A 23839-nucleotide genomic window follows, 5' to 3' on the forward strand; every position below is an offset into this window, starting at 1 on the left:
CTTAGCCGATGTTTCTTATCTGATTTTTTAAATCCGAAATCGAACATCCGAAATCCAAAATCAAGATGGAAGCCTCCTGTATAAGTTATAAAGAAACCGGATTTTTTTCGCCCACTGTTATTGACTACATCGAAAACCGGGCCGACCTGCAACCTTTTTACGGCTTCCGCCCTGATATGGACGGATTTGCCGAACTGCTTAAAAATAAAAAAGTTGTTGCCGATCGTGAAATTCTATACCGAGTTTTATCAAAGCAATACGCGGAGAAGTCCGAAGGTCAGGAAGTCCGGAAGTCGGGAAGTCCGGAAGTCGGGAAGTCTGAAGGTGAGGGTAACGTGAAACGTATAACGTATAACGTACAACCACTTACCGCCCAAAACTTAGAACTCCTAAAACTCGACAGCACCTACACCATTACAACCGGGCATCAGCTCAATATTTTTGCCGGTCCGCTTTATTTTCTTTATAAAATTGCAACCGCAATTAAATTATCCCAACAATTAAAAGCTGCTCATCCCGACAAAAACTTTGTACCCGTTTACTGGATGGCCAGTGAGGATCATGATTTTGCCGAGATTAATTATACCAACATCGGCGGCAAAAAAGTACATTGGTGGTACGATGCTTCGGGCGCAACCGGCCGTATCAATCCGGATACTATGCGGCAGGCGCTTAACCAGTACAAAGGTGTTTTGGGCATGGAAGGCCACGCCGTTGAGGTTGCCGAAATTGTAGAAACCGCCTATACCAAATTTGATAAACTGGCCGATGCTACCCGCTACCTGGTGAACGCGCTGTTTGGCCAATATGGTTTAGTAATCATCGATGCCGACGACCATGAGTTTAAAAAGCAGTTTGCCCCAATTATGGAGCAGGATATCATCAATCAAAACAGCTTTAAAAACATCACGGCTACTAATGAGCAATTGCACAAACTGGGTGTGCACATCCAGGTAAACCCGCGCGAGATTAACTTTTTTTACCTGAAGGATAGCCTTCGCGAACGCGTAATATTTGAGCACGACAGTTACCAGGTGATGAATACCGAAATCCGTTTTACCGAAGCGGAATTGAAAGAAGAAATAGCCACTTACCCGGAACGTTTCAGCCCTAACGTAGTAATGCGCCCCCTGTATCAGGAATGCATTTTGCCAAACATAGCCTACATTGGCGGCGGTGCCGAGGTGGTTTACTGGCTGGAACTGAAAGTTAACTTCGATTTTTACAAGGTTGATTTTCCCATACTCATCCTGCGTAACTCGGCACTGGTTGTAAAGAAAGACCAGGCAGCCAAAGTTAAACACATGGACCTTACGGCCGCCGATTTGTTTAAACCAAACGATACCCTTAAAACCGACTGGATAAAAAAACACAGCAACCATACCTTGAGCCTTGAAGGCGAATGGCGCGAAATGAGCGCCTTGTTCGAAAAGATAAAACTCCGTTCCTATAAAATTGACCCTACCCTATCGCCTTCCGCAGCTGCAGTACAGGCAAGGTTAAAACACGCCATAGATAACCTGGAGAAAAAACTGATCAAAGCAGAAAAACGCAACTATGCTACCAGACTTGAACAATTGGCTATAGTTAAAGCCGAGCTTTTCCCTAAAGACAGTTTGCAGGAACGCACCGAAAACTTTGGTTTGATGTATGTAAGATGGGGACAAATGTTCATTGATGAACTCATCCGCCATTTTGAACCGCTTAATTTTGAGTTTACAGTTTTAACAGAAGAATAACCCTGCAACAGAGTGATGCCGGGCGATAACCTTCCCGATGAGCGTATTTTTAATACCTCACTTTAAAATGTTCCTTTTCTTTCCTGTCTTGCTTAAAAAACACCAGGCCTATCCAAAACAGGTTGATGGTGAGGGTAACTTTGGGGTTTAGCTTAATTTGGTTCCAGGTTTGCTTCAGTTGGCTATCCCGGTACATGCCGGTAAAAAGCATAATGGTATCCGGATGTATTTCGGGCAGATATTGACCGAAGTATCTTATTGTTTCCTGCCGTAAATTATCGCCATGAATAATCACAAGAGCCGGTTGTGTTTTATCAAGGCGCGCAAATTCAGCATCGTTTTTTGGCAGAAAAAAATTGGCGTTGGGAGCTGCTTGTTGCAAATAAACACTTACTTCACTCCCTTTTGCTCTCAGTTCGATAATATTGGCCGGATTAAAATATTTTACCAGCCGGTAAATTAGCCGGACTACTTTGGGCTTTAAACCTACACTTCCCTTTCCTGTTTTCTGTACAAATCCGGGCTCGTAGTATACCTTTTGGTCGGTGTAATCATAAATTACGTGGTCAATCAGTTTGTAAACAAATGGCGAGTGAATGCCATGCCGGTTATTGGCCGTAAACCGGTGTTGTAAATAATCTTGCACAAATCTGAGATTCCACATCCCCGCAAAAGTAAAAAAGTTTAGTATTTTAGCATTATAGCATATGATAAATCCGACAGAAGTAAACTCTTTGATCCGATTGCTGGACGATCCCGATAACGAGATCTATGATCACGTGCACGAAAAATTGCTTGGTTACGGCAGCGAAGTGATAGCCTACCTGGAAACCGCTTTTGAGCAGGCATTTGACGCTGTACAGCAGGAGCGGATTGCTAACCTGGTGCACGAAATTCAATTTGGATCTTTAAAAACCGACCTGCAGCTGTGGCATCAAAGCGGTGCGTTTGACCTGCTGCAAGGCATCCTGATCATTAACCGCTATCAATACCCCGACCTGGACGAACAAAGGGTTATTAACCAGGTAGAATCCATTAAACGCGATATCTGGATCCAGATGATGAACGAGGCCAGCCCCAAGGAGCAGATCAAGCTCATCAACCATGTATTTTACAATATCTATGGTTTCAGCGGCAATACCTCCAACCACCTCGACCCGCAAAACAGCTACCTGAGCCAGGTTCTGGAAACAAAAAAAGGCAACCAGATCTCGCTGGCCATCATCTACTCCATCATAGCCCAAAAACTGGATATCCCGGTATACGGCGTAAACCTGCCGCAACACTTTATATTGGCCTATGTTGACGAAAGCATGGAAACTAATTTTGAAGGCGGCATCCTGTTTTATATCAATGCCTTTAACAAAGGCTTTATTTTTGGCCGCCGCGATGTAGATATGTTTTTAAAGCAGCTTAACCTCAAGTTCGACAAGCAGTTTTATGAGCCCTGCTCCAACACTGACATCATTAAACGCGTAATTCGCAACCTGATAAGCGCCTACGAAAACTTAGGGGCGGCAGAGAAGGTGGTGGAGTTGAATGAATTGTTGGGGATATTGGGGTAGCAAATATCGTAGGGTAGTAAATCCGGTTATAGTATTTATGAAATCTATATTACAACCACCTGGCCAATCTTGAAGCTACCCAGCTCACAATAATCACGGCGATATTAAGCAATACACTTATTGAAACAAACATGCCATATAAGCTGGTTATCCCGATTAAATTTTCGATTCCAAAAGAAACCAAAGTGACCATTATACATAAAATTAACAAGGATGCCATGGAAGCAAATAGCAATCGGATACGGATATTTACTCCTTTATAAAAAAACCAGGAATAAGGTACCAGGCAAAATACAATAACAAAAATAGTTCCTAATACTTCCATTGTTTTTTAAAAATTCAAGTATAGCCAAAGTCTAAATTCATAACCTCGCCCCATCAACAGCCAATGCTGGCTCACTTTCATTTTTCAGCCGGTCAATAGCAGTAACCACATAAATATACGCTTTCCCTTTCTCTGCGGTAGTATCTAAATAGAAGGTATTGCTGTTATATTGAATGCTTAATATGTTTTCGGCATTATCTAAGTTTAGTTTAGCAACTGTGCTAAAACGATAAACTACATAGCCATAAACCGGCTCATTATCCTTTGCTGTCAATGGTGTTTGCCACATCAGTTTAACGCCGTTAGCCTCTGGCTTCGCGATAAGCCCTACCGGCGCATTTGGCGCTATTGAATCGCGCCAGAGCATCACCGGCGGCAGGGCCGGATAATGGTAATAATTTGCCCGCAACGAATCTGTAAAACCCAGCGGATTATTCATTAGCGAGTTGGAACTAAAGTATACGCTCCCCTGCACCCTCGCGTTTTTACGCAGGTATTTTATTTGGCCTGGCAGTTCGCCCGGCAACCTGAAACCGGGCAGTTTATTTTCGATAATACGGTATGGTGCCTGCCCAATGTACAAATGCCGGCCATAGGCATTGTTGCCCCACCAGTCAATCATCGTTTTAAACGGCACCAGTTTATCATCAATGGGGCGGTAAAGCTGCGGGTTAATATAATCTACCCAACCCTCCTGCACCCACTTGCGCGAATCGGCATACAGAGCGTAATAAGAGTCGCTGCCATGCGTATCAGAACCATCGGCCAGCTGGGTTTTGTTGGCCCAAATACTGAATGGGCTAATGCCAAACTTCATCCGTGGGTTATGCTGATGGATACTATCGTTCAGCATTTTTATCAGGGTGTTTACATTATCGCGCCGCCAATCGTCAATATTGGTAAAACCTTTGCCGTATTGCTGATAGGCTTGCTGATCGTTTATCTGCTGGCCCGCTACATGGTAAGGGTAAAAGTAATCGTCCATGTGAATACCATCGATATCGTAATTGGTTATCATATCCAGCACCACCTGCACTATGTATTCCCTTACCTCGGGCAGGCCGGGGTTAAACAGCTTCATGCCGCCGTAAGTAAAAAACCATTCGGGTTTTATACGGGTAATATGCTGTGGGCTAAGCTGCGAATAGGCACTATCCTTAGTTGCCCTGTATGGGTTTATCCAGGCGTGCAGCTCCATCCCGCGTTTATGCGCTTCGGTAGCGGCAAATTCCAATGGATCGTAAACTGGGTTAGGTGCCAGGCCCTGCTTCCCGGTAAGCCATTTGGACCAGGGCTCACGACTTTTAGCATAAAAAGCGTCAGCAGCAGGCCGAATCTGGAGCATAATAGCATTGATACCCGTTTTTTGATGGGCATCTAAAATGGTTATTAACTCCTGTCGCTGTTGGGCTGTAGTTTCATTGGGCGTAGCCGGCCAGTCGATATTTTCGACAGTGGCTACCCAAACACCGCGAAATTCGCGCTTGGGGTGGTTGGTAACATTACTATCTACAGGCTGTTGGGCATTTGATTTAAGAAAAGCGAGTAGAAGGAGAGTTATAAAAGGCAGTTTGTGTTGCATCCTAATTTAAACCAATCCATGGCCGTGAAGTTTTAAAAACTAAGATTTATAAATTGAAATACATCCAAATGCTACACTACCTTATACCTTTCACATTGCTTCTTCTTCTATCTTCAAACCCCTTAAAGATACCGAAACGATCACACTCTTGAGCTTATTCACAGGCCCATACGTAAATACAAATTGTGGATTTTTTTTTGACTTAGACCAACTGATAATTTTAGCGTTATAAACCGATGTAAGCTTGAACAAATGTTGTTCCGGTGCCAAATCACACTCGGAAGTAGCTACGTATATGGCTTCCTTAGTTTCATCTGTTTCGGGGTTTCCGGCACTTTCATAGGGCCTGGCTACCAGAAAAACATTAACAACAATACTATTATCCGGAGTTTGAATTGTGTGATAATCCTCTATGCTATTCAAAACTTCCACAAGGTCATCATTCGCAACACTTTTATAACTTATTTTCTGCGCCAGCACAGGTAAAACCAAGGTACTAAGCAGCATTGTTAATAAAAGATTCTTCATTCGGCTTATATTTACTTCCCGCTCACAAAGCCATTTTCTTCCAGCCAGTTTGTAGCCCATTCAAACCATTTGCCTTTATTTTTTGAGTTATTCATCCCAAAACCATGCCCGCCTTCTTGGAAAATATGCATTTCGGCCTTAACCTTGTTTTTCAATAAGGCATCGTAAAACATCAAGCTGTTTTGTACGGGTACTGCACCATCATCCCCGGCATGTACCAAAAATGTAGGCGGCGTATTGGCAGTAATTTGCTTTTCGTTTGAGTATAGGTCCAACTGCGCCTGCGATGGTGTTTTGCCAATAAGGTTTTCGCGCGAGCCCACATGTGCCTGCTCCCCAAAGCTGATTACGGGATAAATCAGCATCATAAAATCAGGGCGCAGGCTGATGTTGTCTTTATCGTCAATAACCGGCTTATCAAAATGCGTTCCCTCAGTTGATGCCAGATGTCCGCCGGCCGAAAAGCCGATGATACCTATTTTTGCAGGGTTAACGCCCCATTCCTTTGCATTTTTGCGAACGGTATATATGGCCATCTGCGCATCCTGCAGGGGGCCAATCGACCTATCAACCATTATCTCATCACTTGGCAAGCGATATTTCAATAAAAAGGCGGTTACTCCTATCTTATTAAATTCCCTGCATATGGCCATACCCTCGTGCGCATTAGCCAAACCAGCGTAAGCTCCGCCGGGGCAAACCACGATAGCCGCGCCATTAGCTTTACCCTTTTCGGGAAAATAAGCGGTTAAAGTTGGGACACTTACACCGGTAATCCAGTCGCCATTGACTTTCTCTACATATGTTGCCGGGGTTGGTTTTGAGTTGGGTATGCCCTTTGGATATAAAGGCATCGGTTTTTCCTGGCCGTAGGCTATAGTTGCTGCAATGGTCAAAACAAAGGCTGATAAAATGGTTTTCATAATTTGTTAGGGTATATGCAATTATAGGTTTTTTATTACAAACTTTTAGCTAAAGCATCTTTTACTATCTCGCGGTTTTGACGCGAGATAGGAATTTTGGTTTGATCATTCAGCAGCAAGGTTCCGCCATCTTCTTTTAGGTAACTTTTTACAAATTGAACGTTCACTAAATGTGATTGATGGGTACGTACAAACTGGTGAGGCTTTAAAATATCGGCAAACTCTTTCAAGGTTTTACATACCAATACCTGCTCGCCGCTTTGCAGGTAAAATGTGGTATAATTGTTTGATGCCTCGCACCTGGTGATGTCGGTAATTTTCACGTACCTGATCTCGGTTAGCGTGGGCAGGGTTATTTTGGGTGTTTCTTTTTGGCCAGCCTTAATGTACTCCAACAGGTTTTCGATGCTATGATTTTGTTGCCTGCTGTTTATTTTTTGTGTTGCCTTTTCAATGGCCAGTTTAAATTCGGTAATATCTATCGGTTTCAGCAGGTAATCCAGTGCCGAAAATTTAATGGCCTGGATGCCATATTTATCATAGGCAGTGATGAATATCACTTCAAAATCTATTTTATCAAAAGCCCTCAACACATCAAAGCCCGATTGCCCAGGCATCTGGATATCAAGAAACAGCAAGTGGGGCTGATTAGCTTTAATGGCGGCTATCGCGTCGCCGGCATTTGAAGCAGTTGCCACAACATCAATTTGGGGGCACCAGGTTTTAATGATCTTCTGTAAATTTTCAATATTGTTGGGTTCATCATCAACAATAATACTTTTGATACTCATAGGCATAAATTTATATCCAGTTTGATAAACGGATACTTACAACAGTCCCCGGCCCTTGTTTATCAATATGTAAACTCACCGCCTGATCTTTATATAACTGATTTAATAAAACTACACGTTCCTGGCTTAATTTTAGCCCGTAACCGCTCATTTCAGCAGGATTATCGGTCGCTTTCCACTTGCCGTTGTCTTTTATGGTAAAAACAATGTCCTGCTCTTGCCTGCTCACTGATACTTCAATCCGGCCTTGCTCCTTTAAAATAGCTACGCCGTGCTTAACGGCGTTTTCTACAAAGGGCTGCAGCAGCATGGCCGGGATATCGATATTGGTTTTGTTCAAATCCGGATCTGCTGTTATCTCATATTTAAAGCCAAAACGCAACTGTTCCATTTGCAGGTAATCATCTAATATACTAAGTTCCTGCTCCAGGCTTAGTAACTCCTCGTTACCGGTATCCAGCACCTGCCGTGTTAAGCCTGCAAATTTAGCTAAGTAATGATTTGCGCCTGCAATATCATTTTTATTTACCAGGTTCTGGATAGATGTTAAAGCGTTAAACATAAAGTGCGGGTTAAGCTGTGCACGGATGGATTGCAGCTTTAAGCCTGCCGTTTGCTTTTCCTGTGCGGCCCGTAACAACTTTACCTGGTTGCGCCTGTAATAGCCCCCAAACAGCAAAACAACACCCGTGAGTGTTGCTATAATGTAAGGTAAGGCTTGTTTTATGGAGACTTTTTTATCCGATACCGGGGGAGGCTCAACGTTAAACGGAATGCGCAACATTTGTTCTTCGGGCCACTTGCCAAGTTCATTTGCACGCTGAATAATTATTTCATATTTGCCGGGTTTATTGTAAAACTTGCCATCTATATCATAGTAGTTTTCCCGGTTATAATATCCCATTTCGGTAGTGTCTTTTTTCCCGTTCACATTTTTAACCAGGTACACCACATAGGGTATAGTTTCATGGTGCTTATAGTATAGGCGTATACTAACAACACTATCGGCCGGAAAGCTAAAATCCAACGGCACGCCAGTGTGCTCTTTAAACTTTGTGGCATACCCATGATTAAGCTTTATATTATCCAGGTTAAAATAATCTTTTAACCTGTTAATTTCTATCTGTGTTACAAAAGGTTTAAAGTTAGGTTTCCAATCAAACACCACACCTTGCCTTATATCGTAATTTTTGGTATTAAGCACCTCTACCAATAGTTGCTTACCGGGATCTTTAAACTTGCCCAAAAAGCCATAAGGCTCTTTTGCTCCATATTTTTGTTGGAGCGTTGGTATTTTTGACCATGGAACTAATTCAATACTATCATTTTCAACTACATGATAGCGATAGTCGTTAACGTTAGCTTTTGTAATGCCATACGCAATTAAAATTGCCTCTGAAGTATCTGAAATGATATAACTTGGATACTCTTTAGACATTGATTTTACGCTTGATGCAAAAAAATCGAGAAGGTTGGGATTAAGCTTCACGCCCAGCCAAATGGGATGTTTTGTATTTATCATTTTAAAGGCCCTCACCTGCGACAAATCGGTGTCTTTAACGCCATAGTACGCCCCTCTGTACTCGAAAACAAAATCATTACCGAAGAATAGGTCCCGATTCAGTTTTTGCGCAAATGAAGGTAAAGGGGATATGAAACTTAGGATTAGCCCAGTTAATAATACAAAAATTCTCTTTTTCATGATGTGTGTTTAAGTTTACAATTATTATTTACATCACAAAAATGTATTTACCTACGCGGCTTAACAACGCGCAATGAGTATGTGGCAGGAAGGGTTTAGTATTTGGCAATATTGAGGCAAAAAAATAGCGATGAGTAAAGACCATCGCTATTTTTTTTATTTATAAATATAATTTTTAACTCTTCGGCCCACCAAACTCCATCAGGTAAACCTTTAAAAATTCGTTAAGCTCGCCATCAAGTACGGCGGCATTCGAGGTTTCATGGCCGGTACGCAAATATCTTTAGCCTGTAGAAAACGAATAGATTACCTTTTTTTGCTACGTAGTTGCTACTCTTCAGGATCAACTTTTAAAAGCTTCCCTGGCGTGAATCTATCGCTAATGCAGATAATGAAATATGTTTACAAACTACCGGCGAAAAATATAGCCGCCCAAATAATCACAACACCAAGATTAATGAACAAGAAATATTTATTTTCCCTGTTAAGAATAACTTTAACAATACTTAACATCAATAAAACGGCCAATACTAACAACGAAAACAAAGTCATCATGACACCAGCACCTGGCGTACATGGCCCTGACTTAAAGTCGTCAGACCAATAAAGATAAATAAGAAGTATCATCGTAAACACGTGGTAAACAATCAGGATGCCATCTCTTTTCTTTCTTTTATCCATAGCTAAAGTGCTTAACTCTTCGGCCCGCCAAACTCCATCAAATAGGCCTTTAAAAACTCGTTAAGTTCACCATCCAATACGGCGGCGGCATTCGAGGTTTCATGATCGGTACGCAAATCTTTAACCAGCTTGTAAGGGTGCAAAACATAATTGCGGATCTGCGACCCCCATTCTATTTTCTTTTTGTTGCCCTCAATAGCGTTACTTATTTCCATGCGCTTGCGCATTTCAATTTCGTATAGCTGCGATTTCAGCAAGCGGATAGCATTATCCTTATTTTGCAACTGTGAGCGCGACTCCTGGTTTTTGATAATAATGCCCGATGGCTTGTGATACAAACGCACGGCTGTTTCTACCTTGTTCACGTTCTGTCCGCCGGCGCCACCCGAGCGGAAGGTTTCAAACTCGATATCGGCAGGGTTAATATCAATCTCGATGGTATCATCAACCAGCGGATAAACATAAACTGAAGCAAACGAAGTATGGCGCTTGGCATTGGCATCAAATGGCGATACGCGGACCAAGCGGTGTACGCCGTTTTCGCCTTTAAGGTATCCGTAGGCAAAATCGCCCTCCAATTGCAGGGTTACGGTCTTTACTCCGGCCACATCGCCGGGCTGGTAATCCTGCTCGGTAACTTTGTAGCCGTTCTTTTCGCCCCACATAATGTACATACGCATGAGCATGCCGGCCCAGTCGCAGCTTTCGGTACCGCCTGCGCCTGCTGTTATCTGCAGTACGGCGTTAAACTGATCTTCCTCGGCCGAGAGCATGTTTTTAAATTCAAGCTCTTCTACGGCCTTTATAGCCATATTATACTGCTCAAGCATTTCGGCTTCGGTAGCATCACCGCCCTGGTAAAATTCAAACAGCACGCCGGTATCTTCAACTACCGCCAATACTTTTTGAAATTCATCTGTCCAAACTTTTTTTACTTTGATGGATGCCAGTACCTTTTCGGCCTCTTTAGGGTGATCCCAAAAATGCGGGCCAATGGTTATTTCCTGTTCGGCTTTTAGTAGCTCTAATTTCTTGTCGATGTCAAAGATGCCTCCTCAGGGAAGCTGCTCTATCCCTTAAATCCTGAATCTGTTCTTTAGTCATGTGGCAAATATAGGTAATTAGATTATCGGCATAAATAAAAAAAGGCCTGCAAATTGTTTAGCAACCTGCAGACCCGTTTTTAAAAGGTAGACGAATATATTAAGCAACCATAGCACGGTCAACCAGCAAACTTAAGTCGGCTCGGTTACCATTTAGCTTGGTAAGCATATTTTTAAGGCCAAATTCTTTAACCTGCTCGCTTTTTGAAGCTTTTACCAGCTCGGTCATCACAGCCGGAATCAATGCTTTTGACGCGATCATCGCCTGCTCGGGGTCGATATGATAAAAAGTATTGAGCCGGTTGGCAAACCTGCTAACCATACTGGATACCAATGATTGATTGTAAATACCCGACGAGCGAAAATACTTCACTAAATCTTTCAATTTACCGTTTTCCATTTGTCCTTTTAATACCTCGATGATAGCGCTCGATGCTTCAATCAGCACGCTTTCGTGGTGTTTTACAGGGATTGAGGGGTTGTTAATAACAGCCGTCCCGGCGTTATTTTTTACAAGCAAAAAAAGTTTTCCAAACATAAGCAGCAACAATTTTATACCGAAATTTACAAATTGATGATAAATCACTCATTTGATTACCAACAATACAAAGATATTAAATAATAATTTTAAATCTCCAAACAATTTGCAAATATTTTTTAAAAATTCGCAATTTAAAGGTGTAAACTAAACACTATGTGCGTAGTGTTAAAATAACACTGAGAATAGTAAGTTTGATAAATAATATCCATCTAACAATTAACTTGTTACTTTTGTCAAAAACACTTCAACTATGTTGCCAAATATCGATTTCACAACCACCCAGAGCTATAAATATTTAGCCGACCATTACATTGATATCGTATCAAAAAGCCTGAAAGAATTATTCGATGCTGATGATCAGCGATTTAATAAATTTTCTATCCAGTTTGAGGAGATCCTGCTGGATTATTCTAAAAACCGCATCGACGATGAAACTATAGCTTTATTAATACAATTGGCCAAAGAATGTTCTGTAAATAAGGCAATAGAAGCCATGTTTGCCGGCGAAACCATCAACGTAACCGAAGGACGTCCGGTACTGCACATTGCGCTGCGTAACCGTAGCAATACACCTATATATGTAGATGGCAAGGATGTAATGCCCGATGTTAACAAGGTGCTTGATCATATGAAGGAATTCAGCGAAGCCATTATATCCGGCACCTGGAAAGGCTATACCGGCAAACCTATTACCGATGTGGTAAACATTGGTATAGGTGGCTCTGATTTAGGCCCGGTAATGGTTACCGAAGCATTAAAAGCTTACAAAAACCACCTTAACCTGCATTTTGTAAGTAACGTTGATGGTACGCACATAGCCGAAACATTAAAAGCGGTTAACCCCGAAACTACTTTATTCCTGATAGCATCCAAAACTTTCACCACCCAGGAAACTATGGGTAATGCCCACAGCGCCCGCAACTGGTTTTTAGCTGCCGGTGCTACCGAGGCTGATGTAGCCAAACACTTCGCTGCCTTATCAACCAATGCTGCCGCTGTGGAAAAATTTGGTATCGATACAAAAAATATGTTTGAGTTTTGGGATTGGGTTGGTGGTCGTTACTCGTTATGGAGCGCCATTGGTTTGTCAATTGCCTTAAGCATCGGCTTTGATAACTTTGCCCGGTTGCTGGATGGCGCGCACGCTACAGATAACCATTTCAAGAGCGCTCCGTTTGAAGAAAACATCCCGATAACGCTTGCGCTTTTGGGCATCTGGTACAATAACTTCTTCGAAGCCGAAACCAATGCCATTTTACCGTACGATCAATATATGCATCGTTTTGCCGCCTATTTTCAACAGGGCGATATGGAAAGCAATGGCAAACATGTTGACCGTAACGGCAAACATGTGGAATACTCAACCGGCCCAATCATCTGGGGCGAGCCCGGCACCAACGGCCAGCACGCTTTTTACCAATTGATTCACCAGGGTACCAAACTAATCCCTTGCGATTTTATAGCTCCGGCGCAATCGCACAACCCGCTTGGCGAGCACCATAACATGTTGCTATCAAACTTCTTCGCCCAAACAGAGGCATTGATGAACGGCAAAACCGAAGAAGTGGTTATTGAAGAATTAAAAGCCGCCGGCAAAACCGAAGCAGAAATTGCAGCTATAGCGCCATTCAAAGTATTTGAAGGCAACCGCCCAACAAATTCATTCCTGCTTAAAAAAATCACCCCGCACAGCCTGGGTTCACTGATTGCCATGTACGAGCACAAGATTTTCGTTCAGGGCATTATCTGGAACATTTACAGCTTTGACCAATGGGGTGTTGAGCTGGGCAAGCAATTAGCCGGCAAAATCCTTCCTGAATTGAAGGATGATAGTGAAATAAGTAGCCACGATTCGTCAACCAATGGGTTGATTAATTTGTATAAGGCGTGGCGGTAAGAACGTAGCCAAGCCCCCCAGCCCCCTGAAGGGGGAGCTTTTTGATTAGCATATATAACAAAGGCCGGTTTCTTCGAAACCGGCCTTTGTTGTTTAAAAATCTGCATATCCGCACATTCGTTCCCCCTTCAGGGGGTTAGGGGGCTTATTGGGCTTTAGGGCTAAACTTTACCTGGTACATTTTGGGCCACTTTTTTCCGGTAACAAAAATGCGTTTGGTTGCAGCATCATAAGCTATGCCGTTAAGTACATTGTTACCCCAATCGCGGCCAGCGGGGCGTTCCGATTCGGGGTACAGGTTTTTCATGTCAATTTTTTGCTCAACAGCACCTGTTTTCGGATTTATAACCAGGATATCGTCTGTTTGGTAAACATTGGCATATAGCTTTCCGTCTATGTATTCCAATTCGTTTACCGAATCTATTTGTTTTTTATCATCGCATACATTGATTGATCCCATTTCCTGGTAAGTATCCTTGTTCAGAAACCAGATTTTGTTAGTACTATCGTCCATGTAAAGCTTCTTGCCGTCAAAACACATGCCCCAGCCTTCGGCTCCAACATTATTGGGAAAAGTATTAAGCAGCTTCAAGGAACTTTTATCGTACACAAAACCAACTTTTTCGCGGTAGGTAAGCTGAATCACCTTATTCCCAACAACTGACAGCCCTTCGCCAAAATACTGATCCCTTAATTTAGTGAGTTGTATGGCTTTTCCGGTTTCGAGATTGTTTTTACGAATAGTAGAATGACCAGCCTCACCGGTACTTTCATACATAATCCCATCTAAATACTCCAGTCCTTCGGTGTATGAACTGGTATCATGCGGATAAGTTTTCTCTACTTTATAAGTATAAGCCTCAGGTGCTTTTGCAGCCAGCAGCAATATATTGGTGCTTACATCCTGGCTTTTACCTGCCTGGTAAACTTTGGCGGTTATCAATTTTATACCCAGGGGGATGGTATCTGTTTTCACGCTGATGGCCGATGAATCTTTAGCTACGCCTAAACGGGTTTCTTCCATTAGGTACACTACCGAATCGGGTTTGGTATCGGCAGGCAGGCCCACTTTTACTTTTACTACATCGCCCGCTTTGTAAGTAGTGCCGGCTTCCGGGCTGATGGTATAATCGGCACCGTTATCGGCCGGTTTTTGTTTGCAACTGTTACAGCCCAAAGCCAAAAGTAAACCTGCTGCAAAAAATATCTTTAATGTGTTATTCATGTTTTTCATAATGTGCCCGACGGCCAAAACGCGTCTTCGATATGGTTTAGTATATAATTTTTATCCTTGTCAAACAAAATAGCGATGATATCAAACCGCACCTCTCCCTGGTGGTTCATGATGTAAATATATTCATCGGCGGCATCGGCCAGTAGCTTTTGCTTGCGCGCATCAACAAAATCTTCGGGCATGCCAAAGCCGGTGCCGGTGCGCGTTTTCACTTCGGTAAATATAATAACCTTGTCTTTATATGCAATCAGGTCAATTTCGGCTTTGCCGTGTGTCCAGTTCTCGTCCAGGATCTCATAACCGGCATTTTCCAGGTGTGTTTTGGCTAAAGCTTCGCCCGCGCGACCAAGATCAAGGTGTTGGGCCATTATTTGATAATTACTGACCCTAAAAAGTCGGAGATACTTTTTTCAACTTTTTTCATACGCATATACTGGTTAAGCAGTATTTCTTGGTCGGCTTCGGTTTGTGCATTTTTAAGTTCAATCCGCAGGTTATCCAGCATTCCCTCAACCTTATGCTTTTTAAGGTGAAAAATAGCCCCCAGGATGGTGGCCTTCATATTATGCTGCTCATCATGTATCATGATCTTGTGCATATCGTACCAGTTTTCGCTCAGGGTATATTTGGAGCTCAGTAAATCAATGCTGATATCAACAATGCCTTTATCCTTGTGGTGGATAAAATAACTATCCTCGGGCAGTACCCCATTCTCTACCTCCTGCCGGTATAGTTCAACAAATAGCTTGCAGGTTTCATGCTCAAAGGTAACATCGCCCAGCTCTGCTATCATAAAGGGGCCAATGTAGGTATTGGCAATGCCATCCCAATCAATCATTTTACTGCCGTATAATAACAGCAGGCGGATGACCTCCTTCTCCTGGAAATATTCTTTTTTAGGGGCGCTTGGTGCAAGATCAACCTCGTCAAAAAAATGAGGCTCATCAGGCGGCATCTCCGGCTGGTAGCGGTTATGATTTTGCTGTTGCTGGCCATCCTTTTTGGATTTGGCCTGCCGCATTTTATTAAGCTCGGATAGCAACGCGCGTTCATCAATCTGCAAAATATAGCTGCACTCTTTAATGAACACCGATGCCTTGATGGAATCGGGAATTTTGGCAATACTTTCTACAATCTCGCGGATAACACCAGCCTTTTTTATCGGGTCGTTACCTGCATCTTTTAGCAGTGTATTAGCCTTAAAAAGGATAAAGTCCTTTTTGTTCTCCTCGATATATTTTTTAAACGCACTTGAGCCATTGGCTTGTACATATGAGTCGGGATCGTGCCCGTCCAGGAAGGTTACTACCTTTACGTTAAGACCTTCCTCCAGGATCATATCCAGCCCGCGGATGGCCGCTTTTATACCCGCGGCATCGCCATCATATAAAATGGTAATGTTTTTTGTAAACCGGCTGATGAGTTTGATCTGTTCAACGGTTAAGGATGTACCCGATGATGCCACCACGTTTTCGATACCGGCCTGCACTACCGAAAGCACATCGGCATAGCCTTCAACCAGGTAGCAGTTATCTTCCTCGCGGATGGCCTTTTTAGCAAAGTACAAGCCGTAAAGCACATTCGATTTATGGTAGATCTCGCTCTCGGGCGAGTTTACATACTTGGGTACGTTTTTATCTTTTTTTAAGGTACGCCCGCCAAACGCTATAACCCTGCCGGTAAAATTATGTATCGGGAACATTACCCGGCCGCGGTAACGGTCATACAACGTACCGTTATCCCGTTTAACAGACAGGCCGCTATCAACCAGGAATTGTTCTTTATAACCCTCCTTTAGGGCGCTGCCGGTAAACGCCTCCCATTGATCGGGTGAGTAGCCCAGCTCAAACTTTTTGATGATATCGTTACTAAAACCGCGCTCTTTAAAATAGCTTAGGCCGATACTTTTACCTTCATCGGTTTCAAGCAAACTTTCGTGAAAAAATTTGGCGGCATAACCCGATACAATCATCAGGCTTTCGCGGCGCAGGTCTTCTTCGCGGTTTTCGGGGGCTTCCACGGTTTCCTCAACCTCGATGCCGTACTTTTTTGCCAGCCATTTTAAGGCTTCGGGATAGCTGAATTTTTCCAGCTCCATTAAAAAAGTAACTGCCGAGCCACCTTTACCTGTAGAAAAATCTTTAAAAATGCCTTTTGCGGGCGATACCGTGAACGACGGTGTACGCTCATTGGCAAATGGCGAAAGGCCCACGTAATTGGCCCCTCGCTTTTTTAACTGCACAAATTCCCCTATCACCTCCACAATGTCGGTGGCTTCCATAATACGGTCGATGGTGGATTTTATGATCATGCGCTAAAATGCAAATGTAGGCAAAGATGAGCGTTGCCCTAAATCCGCAAACGTTAAATTACACTTTTATTTGATGGCGAGGGGTTTAAAATTCAAACGCCAACGCTAAGCAAACTTACCATCTAACAATTTAAGCAGTGATGATTTAACACCGCTTGCTTCATATTTATAGAAAACGATAAGTAGCAGGTAAGCAAAAATTGGGGCTACGAAAGGCAACCAATAACTAAAATTATCTTTAACTGTCCTTGAAATAAATATAAAAGCCACTTCCCAGCAAAAAAAAATACCAATCACCACGAAGATGATCATTGATGGAAAAATCTTCAAACTTATTTTACTTCCCTGCAAATCCGGCGCAATACCGCCTTTGGCTATGGGCACCATGGCCGCGCGTGGACTATGTAGCGGCTTAAACCTGAATTGAAGGTTAAATACATCACCTATAAATAATGGTTCCTTTTTGTTGTAAAACGCCCAGTTTTCATAATTAAAGTGGGAGGGCATTACAGCCTTTTGCAATATAGTTTCAACCTCGGCCGGCTGATGCGGCGTTAAAATGATAAGGTTTTCGAAGGGAAGAAAATTCATTAATTGAAGATAATAAATTTTCTCCTTAACCTAAACCATGTTTGCTTGCCTGCGCTTTAAAAATGTTACCGCAATACCGGCCAGCACAATTACGCTGCCGATGATCTCGTTCAGCTCCAGCTTCTCGTTCAGTAAAATAGCGGCCAGTATGGCGGCAAAAACGGTTTGGCTCAGCAGGGCGATAGATACTTTAGTCGATTCGAGGTAACGTAAAGAATAATTAATGGTAAGCCAGCCAACAAGCTGGCAAATTACCCCCATCCCTAAAAAGCACAGCCAAACTTTTACAGGGAAATGCAAAATACTGGTGCCCATAAAGTTGTTAACTACCAATAAAAACACACTCGCCCCCATCATGCTGTAAAACATAAAGGTAAATACATCAATACCGCTCATGATGTTTTTTGATGTCATGATGTACGTAGCGTAAAACAGGCTGGCCAACACAGCAAGCAAAATACCCGCGTTAAGCTCCATGTGCAAAATATGCTGATAGCCTACCAGCACCACCATGCCTGCTATGGCCACTACGGTACCCATCCAGAACAACTTGCCCGAACTTTTTTTGAATAATAGAAAACTGAACAGCCCAACCCAAACAGGCGCCAAATTGGCAATCAGCGTTGATACGGTGGCGCTTATTTTTAACAGTGATAAATTCCAAACGGCTACATCGGCAGCGAAAATTACGCCCGCTATAACGGCAATTACCAATTGCTTTTTTTTAACCCGGAGCTTGCCCTTGACGATGCAATAGGGCAGCAAACAAAGCCAGGCAAAAAAAACCCGGTAAAACGCGCAGCCAATTGGCGATACCCCTGCAAGCTTTACAAATATCGGCGAAAACGAGATGCATAAAATGCCAATAACCAGGCTCACTTTAGGGTTCATGACGGCAAACTTAAGCAATTAGGCTATGAATAAACAGCAGATAACTGTTTTCGGCACAGAATGTATCATATGGCAACTTTTGAGCGTAATGCTATTTAAACCTCCTGCATCATGAAAAAATACATCCTGCCCTTTGTTATGTTAACAACGCTTTTAACTGCCTGCGGCAAAAAAAACTGCTGCGTTTTACCACAAACTACGTATATGGTAGCCGATAAAAACAATACCCAGTGGAGCGCCGACGCATCCGGCAGTAATATAAGCCAGGACACCATCGCTTTATTTGGCAGCAATTTTAGTACGCAGCTGGAAGAAGCCCTACCCTGCAATTTAAGGCATCGGCAACAGGAATTTATAGCCTGAAAGGCAGCCAGGCACTATACTATAACACCATAGGGCGCGATGTGATATCCAGCGAATATGGGTTAGACGATACTTATGCAAATACGGTTAATATAACAGCATATGACAAGGCAGGCAAAGTGGCAACAGGAACTTTCAACTTAAAATTCAAACACACATATCCCGCTGATAAACCCGCCTCGCTCCAGTTTTTAAATGGGAAATTTAAAGTGGCGCTACACTGATTAAATTTATAACTGCTTAAGCAAATACAGTTTTTCGGGCAAATTATTATTTAAACATCGGGACAAACAAAGGGGCAGAATTTTTATAAGATCAACATGGCTATCACCGGAAGGTGCAAATCAAATTGTCGTAATGGGCTTTGGGGGCTAAAACCCAAAAATCCTTCCTAAACAATTAAAAGTCAACAAACTGTAAACTCGGGTATTTAATTGCAATAATCATCTAAACAAAGTGAAAGCGATTTGGATTATGCTAAATATTTTAGGATTTTTGCACTCGCAAAAAGTTCATAGTTGATAGATCATGGTTCATGGTATAAATTTTGCCATCAACCTATTTAGCTTCCTAACAGCTATGATCCATGAACTATGAACCATGAACTAATTCAACGCATGAGCAAAGAAGCAGAAAAAGATCCATCAAAACATATTATTATAAAAGGGGCGCGCGTACATAACCTTAAAAATATGGATGTGGCCATCCCCAAAAACAAGCTGGTTGTTGTAACGGGTATGTCGGGTTCGGGCAAATCGTCGCTTGCTTTTGATACGTTATATGCCGAAGGGCAACGCCGCTATGTAGAAAGCCTTTCGTCATACGCCCGCCAGTTCCTGGGCCGCATGAACAAGCCCGATGTTGATTATATAAAAGGTATAGCCCCGGCAATAGCCATTGAGCAAAAAGTAATCACATCAAACCCACGCTCAACTGTGGGCACCTCGACAGAAATTTATGATTACCTGAAACTGCTTTTCTCGCGCATTGGCAAAACCATTTCACCTATATCCGGCCTGCCGGTGAAAAAAGATTCGGTTACCGATGTGGTAAACTTTGTACTCGGCCTGCCCAACGAAAGCCAGGTAACCATATTGGCTCCCTTATATCCGCACAATAACCGCAGCCTGAAAGAAGAGTTGGCCGTGCTGATGCAAAAAGGTTTTGTACGCGTGGAATACCAGAGAAAGCTATCGAAAATAGAGGCATTGTTAGAGGACGCCAGTATTGTTGATGATGGGTCATGGCTGATAGAAGAGGTAAAAGGTGAAAGCTTAAAGGCGAAAGGCAAAAAGCAAAAGGTTGAAAGCGAAAAGCAAAATGAAACAGATCAACTCACCACTCACTACTCACCACTCACCACTTATAACGCTGTACGCATCGTTATCGACCGTATAAGCAAAAACGAAGAGGATGAAACGGTAAGTCGCCTGGGCGACTCTATCCAGACAGCCTTTTTTGAGGGTAAAGGCGATTGCTACGTGCGTTACCAGGAGGCCGACGCCGAGCAGGAAACCGAACGTTTTTTTTGCGACCGTTTTGAATTGGACGGCATTAAATTTGAAGAGCCTACACCGAACTTTTTCAGCTTTAATAATCCTTACGGCGCCTGCAAAAAATGCGAAGGTTACGGTAAGGTAATTGGCATTGATGAAGATTTGGTTATTCCTGATAAAAGTAAATCGATATATGAAGGAGCCATTGCCCCGTGGCGTGGCGAAAAGATGCGCGAGTGGAATGACAACCTGGTGAGGCATGCCCTGAAATTTGATTTCCCGATACATCGCCAATACAATCAGCTTACTGCGAAAGAGCAAAAATTACTGTGGACTGGCAATAAGTTTTTCCGTGGCCTTGATGAGTTTTTCAAGGAGATGGAAGAGCAAACCTATAAAATCCAGTACCGTGTTTTGCTATCGCGATACAGGGGCAAAACCACCTGTCCCGAGTGTAAGGGCAGCCGTTTGCGCCAGGATGCATCGTATGTAAAAATTAATGAGCGCTCCATTACCGATGTGGTTTTGATGCCGCTTGATAAAGCGCAGGAGTTTTTCCAAGGCCTGGAACTGAACGAAACCGACGCCAAAATTGGTAAACGTTTATTAATGGAAATAACCAATCGTTTGGTTTTCCTGAATGATGTTGGCTTGAGCTACTTAACGCTAAATCGTTTATCAAACACACTATCGGGTGGCGAATCGCAACGGATTAACCTGGCTACCTCATTGGGAAGCAGCCTGGTGGGCTCGATATATGTGTTGGATGAACCAAGCATAGGCCTGCACCCGCGCGACACCCAGCGCTTAATTGGCGTATTAAAATCCCTGCGCGATGTAGGCAACACCGTTTTGGTGGTTGAGCACGAGGAAGAGATTATGAAGGCGGCCGACCATATCATTGATATTGGCCCCGAAGCCGGCACCCATGGCGGAGAATTGATTTTTACCGGGACTTATGACGAGATAATAAAAGACGATAACAGCTTAACCGGCCGCTATCTGAGCGGTAAGGACGAAATTGCTATACCAGCCACCCGCCGTAAATGGCACGATTTTATTGAGATAAAGGGCGGCCGCGAAAACAACCTGCAGCACGTAAATGCTAAGTTCCCGTTGGGTGTGCTTACCGTTGTTACAGGCGTATCCGGATCTGGTAAAACCAGTTTGGTAAAACGCATACTGGCCCCTGCCCTGCAAAAAACACTGGGCAATTACTCGGGCGAGCAAACAGGATCATACGATAGCATTGACGGTGATTATGCCAAGATAGAACAGGTAGAAATGGTTGACCAAAACCCCATCGGCCGTTCATCGCGCTCAAACCCGGTTACCTATGTAAAAGCCTGGGACGAGATCCGCAATCTGTACGCTGCACAACCGGCAGCCAAAGCGGCCGGCTTAAAACCATCCGCATTCTCGTTTAACGTAGAGGGTGGCCGTTGTGATGTTTGCCAGGGCGAAGGCGAAGTAAAGATAGAGATGCAGTTTATGGCCGACATTTTCCTTACCTGCGAAACTTGCGGCGGCAACCGTTTTAAACAGCATATACTGGATATTACCTATAATGATAAAAACGTAGCCGAAGTACTGCACATGACCATTGATGAGGCTTTGCAGTTTTTTGCTAAAGAGCCCAAGATCATTTCAAAAATAAAACCCCTGGTTGATGTTGGTTTAGGTTATGTACAACTGGGCCAATCATCAAATACGTTATCGGGCGGCGAAGCGCAGCGTATTAAGCTGGCATCGTTCCTGGTAAAAGGTAACAACACGCACAAAACGCTGTTCATTTTCGATGAACCCACTACCGGGCTGCATTTTGCCGACATTAAAAAGCTGCTGAAATCATTTGATGCCTTGCTGGAGCATGGTAATACCATTATTGTTATTGAACATAACATGGACGTTATTAAATGCGCCGACTGGGTGATTGACATTGGCCCCGAAGGCGGCGACCGTGGCGGGAAAGTAGTATTTGAAGGCGTGCCTGAAAACCTCATCAAAGAAAAAAAATCGCATACCGGGCACTATTTAAAAGAACGGTTTGGGAAGTAATATTGCCGCATAAAAATTATACCATAAGGCGCTTGCAGCATAAACACTGTAAGGGCCTTTTTTGTCCTTATTATCAATCCAGGTTAATTTGCTGTTGATATTTGTTATGCTAATGCTTATATTTACATAACACGGCCTAACATCTTATTTTTTCCTCTTCCAACAATATCTATCTGTAAAAGATACGATAACGGCCACAGGCTATTAACTTCTAAATCTTCAATTTATGTTGGGTACAAAACACCTCTATGACACCATTCGTACTATGTTTGGCGGACACTTCTCTCAAAGCCAGATTGATGGCATCGAAACTATTTTAACGGCTATTGCTGCAGCTGGTATAACCGATAACCGCAAAACAGCGTACATGCTGGCTACTGTGTTTCATGAATGCGCCAAAAAAATGCAGCCAATAGCCGAATTTGGCAAGGGCGCGGGCCATGACTATGGTAAAAAATTAAAAATGGGGACCGGCCCCGGTCACCGGATACCCTATACCACTCCCGATAAATTATATTACGGCAGGGGCTATGTACAACTAACCTGGTATGAGAATTACGAGAGCATGGGCCACTTACTGCATGTTGACCTGCTCGGAAATCCAGAACTGGCCTTAGATCCAACTATAGCTACAAACATTATGGTTAAAGGGATGGTTGGTGGCCTGTTTACGGGCAAGAGCCTTGGCAAATATTTCACAGCCGACTTAACCGACTGGGTAAACGCCCGCAAAATAATTAACGGCCTTGACCAGGCAGCAACTATTGCAGGATATGCTCAAACGTTTTATAAAGGGTTAACTGCCCCGGTGTAAATAACCAAAGGAATTTAGCCCAGGGAAATTCCGGCTTCCTTAATTTGGCCATGCCGGTTGATTATTAAGCTTGTTATAGCGTTAAATAATTGTTGGTTTTCCTCCCAAAAGGCAGTTTTAATTTTTAACACAATCGCTAATAAGTCGCCGGGGTAGTAATCGCCCTCGGCAAAAAGATCTTCTGCAAGTTCTTCGATGGCAAGCGGTACAAGATATGGCAAGCTAAACTCCTGCCCTATCATTAAACGCAAATCCCCGGTAGTAAATTCATTTAGCGGGAGCTTCAATAGCTCCAGGCAGCGCCGTACAAGTGGTGTTGGCGCCGCTGCCGGATCTTCAACGCCTATCTTTTCCAGGTTTTGTAGTGATTTGTAGCGCCAATTATTTTCCAGTTTCATAAAATATAATCAACATGTGTAAGCCATTAACCTAATCAACTACTCATCACCCAATCAACCACTCAACCCATTATTTGCCACCCGTTTTAACGTACATGTAAATAATACCGCCAATAACGGTAATGGCCAATACAATAAGCCCGGTAACACCTTTCTTTTTATCCTGGCGCATTAGCCATACTAAAAATGCAACCAGCGGCAGCACAAATACCGCCCAGAATATTAATGATGGAATAGTCATAAATTATTGATTTATTGAATTAGTGAATTACTGATTTGAATTGCAAAGTAATTATTAGACATTCC

Annotated in this window: 22 protein-coding genes; 6 read left to right on the forward strand and 16 right to left on the reverse strand. The window is 43.0% G+C overall.

What is annotated here, in order from left to right; genetic code table 11:
• Window positions 1-65 precede the first annotated feature (65 nt).
• Window positions 66-1739: a bacillithiol biosynthesis cysteine-adding enzyme BshC gene (bshC, locus tag PQ469_RS25570; protein WP_274210211.1), complete on the forward strand. Its 1674-nt coding sequence runs from the start codon at window positions 66-68 to the stop codon at window positions 1737-1739.
• A 49-nt stretch (window positions 1740-1788) separates the two neighbouring features.
• On the opposite strand, the gene PQ469_RS25575 is transcribed toward bshC, so the two are convergent.
• On the reverse strand, window positions 1789-2403 hold the full coding sequence (locus tag PQ469_RS25575) for a hypothetical protein (RefSeq protein WP_274210212.1): 615 nt from the start codon (window positions 2401-2403) through the stop codon (window positions 1789-1791).
• Window positions 2404-2446: 43 nt separating this feature from the next.
• On the opposite strand from PQ469_RS25575, the gene PQ469_RS25580 reads away from it, so the two are divergent.
• Window positions 2447-3304, forward strand: coding sequence for a transglutaminase-like domain-containing protein (locus tag PQ469_RS25580; RefSeq protein ID WP_274210213.1), 858 nt, complete (start codon window positions 2447-2449; stop codon window positions 3302-3304).
• Between the two features lie 362 nt (window positions 3305-3666).
• Here the strand turns inward: PQ469_RS25580 and PQ469_RS25585 are convergent, their stop codons facing one another.
• The 8 genes from PQ469_RS25585 to PQ469_RS25620 all read right to left on the reverse strand — a co-directional run bounded on the left by PQ469_RS25585 (window position 3667) and on the right by PQ469_RS25620 (window position 11477).
• Window positions 3667-5211 (reverse strand): glycoside hydrolase family 10-like protein, encoded by a 1545-nt coding sequence (locus tag PQ469_RS25585; RefSeq protein ID WP_274210214.1) that lies wholly within the window; start codon window positions 5209-5211, stop codon window positions 3667-3669.
• A gap of 90 nt (window positions 5212-5301) precedes the next feature.
• The gene (locus tag PQ469_RS25590; protein WP_274213862.1) at window positions 5302-5799 is read right to left on the reverse strand and encodes a hypothetical protein; all 498 of its coding nucleotides are present in this window, start codon (window positions 5797-5799) and stop codon (window positions 5302-5304) included.
• Window positions 5751-6662, reverse strand: a complete 912-nt coding sequence (locus PQ469_RS25595; protein WP_274210215.1) for an alpha/beta hydrolase — start codon at window positions 6660-6662, stop codon at window positions 5751-5753. Before PQ469_RS25595 ends, PQ469_RS25590 begins: the two co-directional genes overlap by 49 nt.
• A gap of 35 nt (window positions 6663-6697) precedes the next feature.
• Window positions 6698-7453, reverse strand: a complete 756-nt coding sequence (locus tag PQ469_RS25600; RefSeq protein WP_274210216.1) for a LytR/AlgR family response regulator transcription factor — start codon at window positions 7451-7453, stop codon at window positions 6698-6700.
• 10 nt (window positions 7454-7463) lie between these two features.
• Entirely contained in the window at window positions 7464-9155 is a 1692-nt protein-coding gene (locus tag PQ469_RS25605; RefSeq protein ID WP_274210217.1) for a sensor histidine kinase, read from the reverse strand.
• Between the two features lie 402 nt (window positions 9156-9557).
• Window positions 9558-9836, reverse strand: a complete 279-nt coding sequence (locus PQ469_RS25610; RefSeq protein WP_274210218.1) for a hypothetical protein — start codon at window positions 9834-9836, stop codon at window positions 9558-9560.
• Window positions 9837-9847: 11 nt separating this feature from the next.
• A protein-coding gene (prfB, locus tag PQ469_RS25615) for a peptide chain release factor 2 (RefSeq protein ID WP_274210219.1) occupies window positions 9848-10940 on the reverse strand; the annotation gives its coding sequence in 2 pieces (ribosomal slippage) (window positions 9848-10879 and window positions 10881-10940; 1092 coding nt in all).
• A gap of 99 nt (window positions 10941-11039) precedes the next feature.
• Window positions 11040-11477 carry a hypothetical protein gene (locus PQ469_RS25620; protein ID WP_143065358.1) on the reverse strand — a complete coding sequence of 146 codons (438 nt, stop codon included), beginning with the start codon at window positions 11475-11477 and terminating at the stop codon, window positions 11040-11042.
• Between the two features lie 253 nt (window positions 11478-11730).
• Between PQ469_RS25620 and pgi the strand changes: the two genes are divergently transcribed.
• Entirely contained in the window at window positions 11731-13377 is a 1647-nt protein-coding gene (gene pgi, locus PQ469_RS25625) for a glucose-6-phosphate isomerase (protein ID WP_274210220.1), read from the forward strand.
• Window positions 13378-13522: 145 nt separating this feature from the next.
• Here pgi and PQ469_RS25630 read toward each other — a convergent pair whose 3' ends face one another.
• The 5 genes from PQ469_RS25630 to PQ469_RS25650 form a co-directional block, all read right to left on the reverse strand.
• On the reverse strand, window positions 13523-14602 hold the full coding sequence (locus PQ469_RS25630; protein WP_274210221.1) for a glutaminyl-peptide cyclotransferase: 1080 nt from the start codon (window positions 14600-14602) through the stop codon (window positions 13523-13525).
• A 5-nt stretch (window positions 14603-14607) separates the two neighbouring features.
• Window positions 14608-14979: a YraN family protein gene (locus tag PQ469_RS25635; RefSeq protein WP_090641244.1), complete on the reverse strand. Its 372-nt coding sequence runs from the start codon at window positions 14977-14979 to the stop codon at window positions 14608-14610.
• Entirely contained in the window at window positions 14979-16922 is a 1944-nt protein-coding gene (dnaG, locus tag PQ469_RS25640; protein ID WP_274210222.1) for a DNA primase, read from the reverse strand. Before dnaG ends, PQ469_RS25635 begins: the two co-directional genes overlap by 1 nt.
• Window positions 16923-17027: 105 nt before the next feature.
• The gene (locus PQ469_RS25645; protein ID WP_274210223.1) at window positions 17028-17513 is read right to left on the reverse strand and encodes a hypothetical protein; all 486 of its coding nucleotides are present in this window, start codon (window positions 17511-17513) and stop codon (window positions 17028-17030) included.
• Between the two features lie 30 nt (window positions 17514-17543).
• Window positions 17544-18404, reverse strand: coding sequence for a DMT family transporter (locus PQ469_RS25650; protein WP_274210224.1), 861 nt, complete (start codon window positions 18402-18404; stop codon window positions 17544-17546).
• Window positions 18405-18515: 111 nt separating this feature from the next.
• Between PQ469_RS25650 and PQ469_RS25655 the strand changes: the two genes are divergently transcribed.
• From PQ469_RS25655 to PQ469_RS25665, 3 genes are all read left to right on the forward strand, one after another.
• Complete coding sequence (locus PQ469_RS25655; RefSeq protein ID WP_274210225.1) at window positions 18516-18767, forward strand: hypothetical protein; 252 nt, start codon at window positions 18516-18518, stop codon at window positions 18765-18767.
• Window positions 18768-19384: 617 nt separating this feature from the next.
• Window positions 19385-22321 (forward strand): excinuclease ABC subunit UvrA, encoded by a 2937-nt coding sequence (uvrA, locus tag PQ469_RS25660; protein ID WP_274210226.1) that lies wholly within the window; start codon window positions 19385-19387, stop codon window positions 22319-22321.
• Between the two features lie 226 nt (window positions 22322-22547).
• A complete protein-coding gene (locus PQ469_RS25665) occupies window positions 22548-23135 on the forward strand; it encodes a glycoside hydrolase family 19 protein (RefSeq protein WP_274210227.1) in 588 nt (195 codons plus the stop codon).
• A gap of 14 nt (window positions 23136-23149) precedes the next feature.
• Here PQ469_RS25665 and PQ469_RS25670 read toward each other — a convergent pair whose 3' ends face one another.
• Window positions 23150-23533, reverse strand: coding sequence for a contact-dependent growth inhibition system immunity protein (locus tag PQ469_RS25670; RefSeq protein ID WP_274210228.1), 384 nt, complete (start codon window positions 23531-23533; stop codon window positions 23150-23152).
• A gap of 70 nt (window positions 23534-23603) precedes the next feature.
• The gene (locus tag PQ469_RS25675) at window positions 23604-23774 is read right to left on the reverse strand and encodes a hypothetical protein (RefSeq protein WP_274210229.1); all 171 of its coding nucleotides are present in this window, start codon (window positions 23772-23774) and stop codon (window positions 23604-23606) included.
• Between the last annotated feature and the right edge of the window lie 65 nt (window positions 23775-23839).

Source organism: Mucilaginibacter sp. KACC 22773 (assembly GCF_028736215.1).
Lineage (GTDB): Bacteria > Bacteroidota > Bacteroidia > Sphingobacteriales > Sphingobacteriaceae > Mucilaginibacter.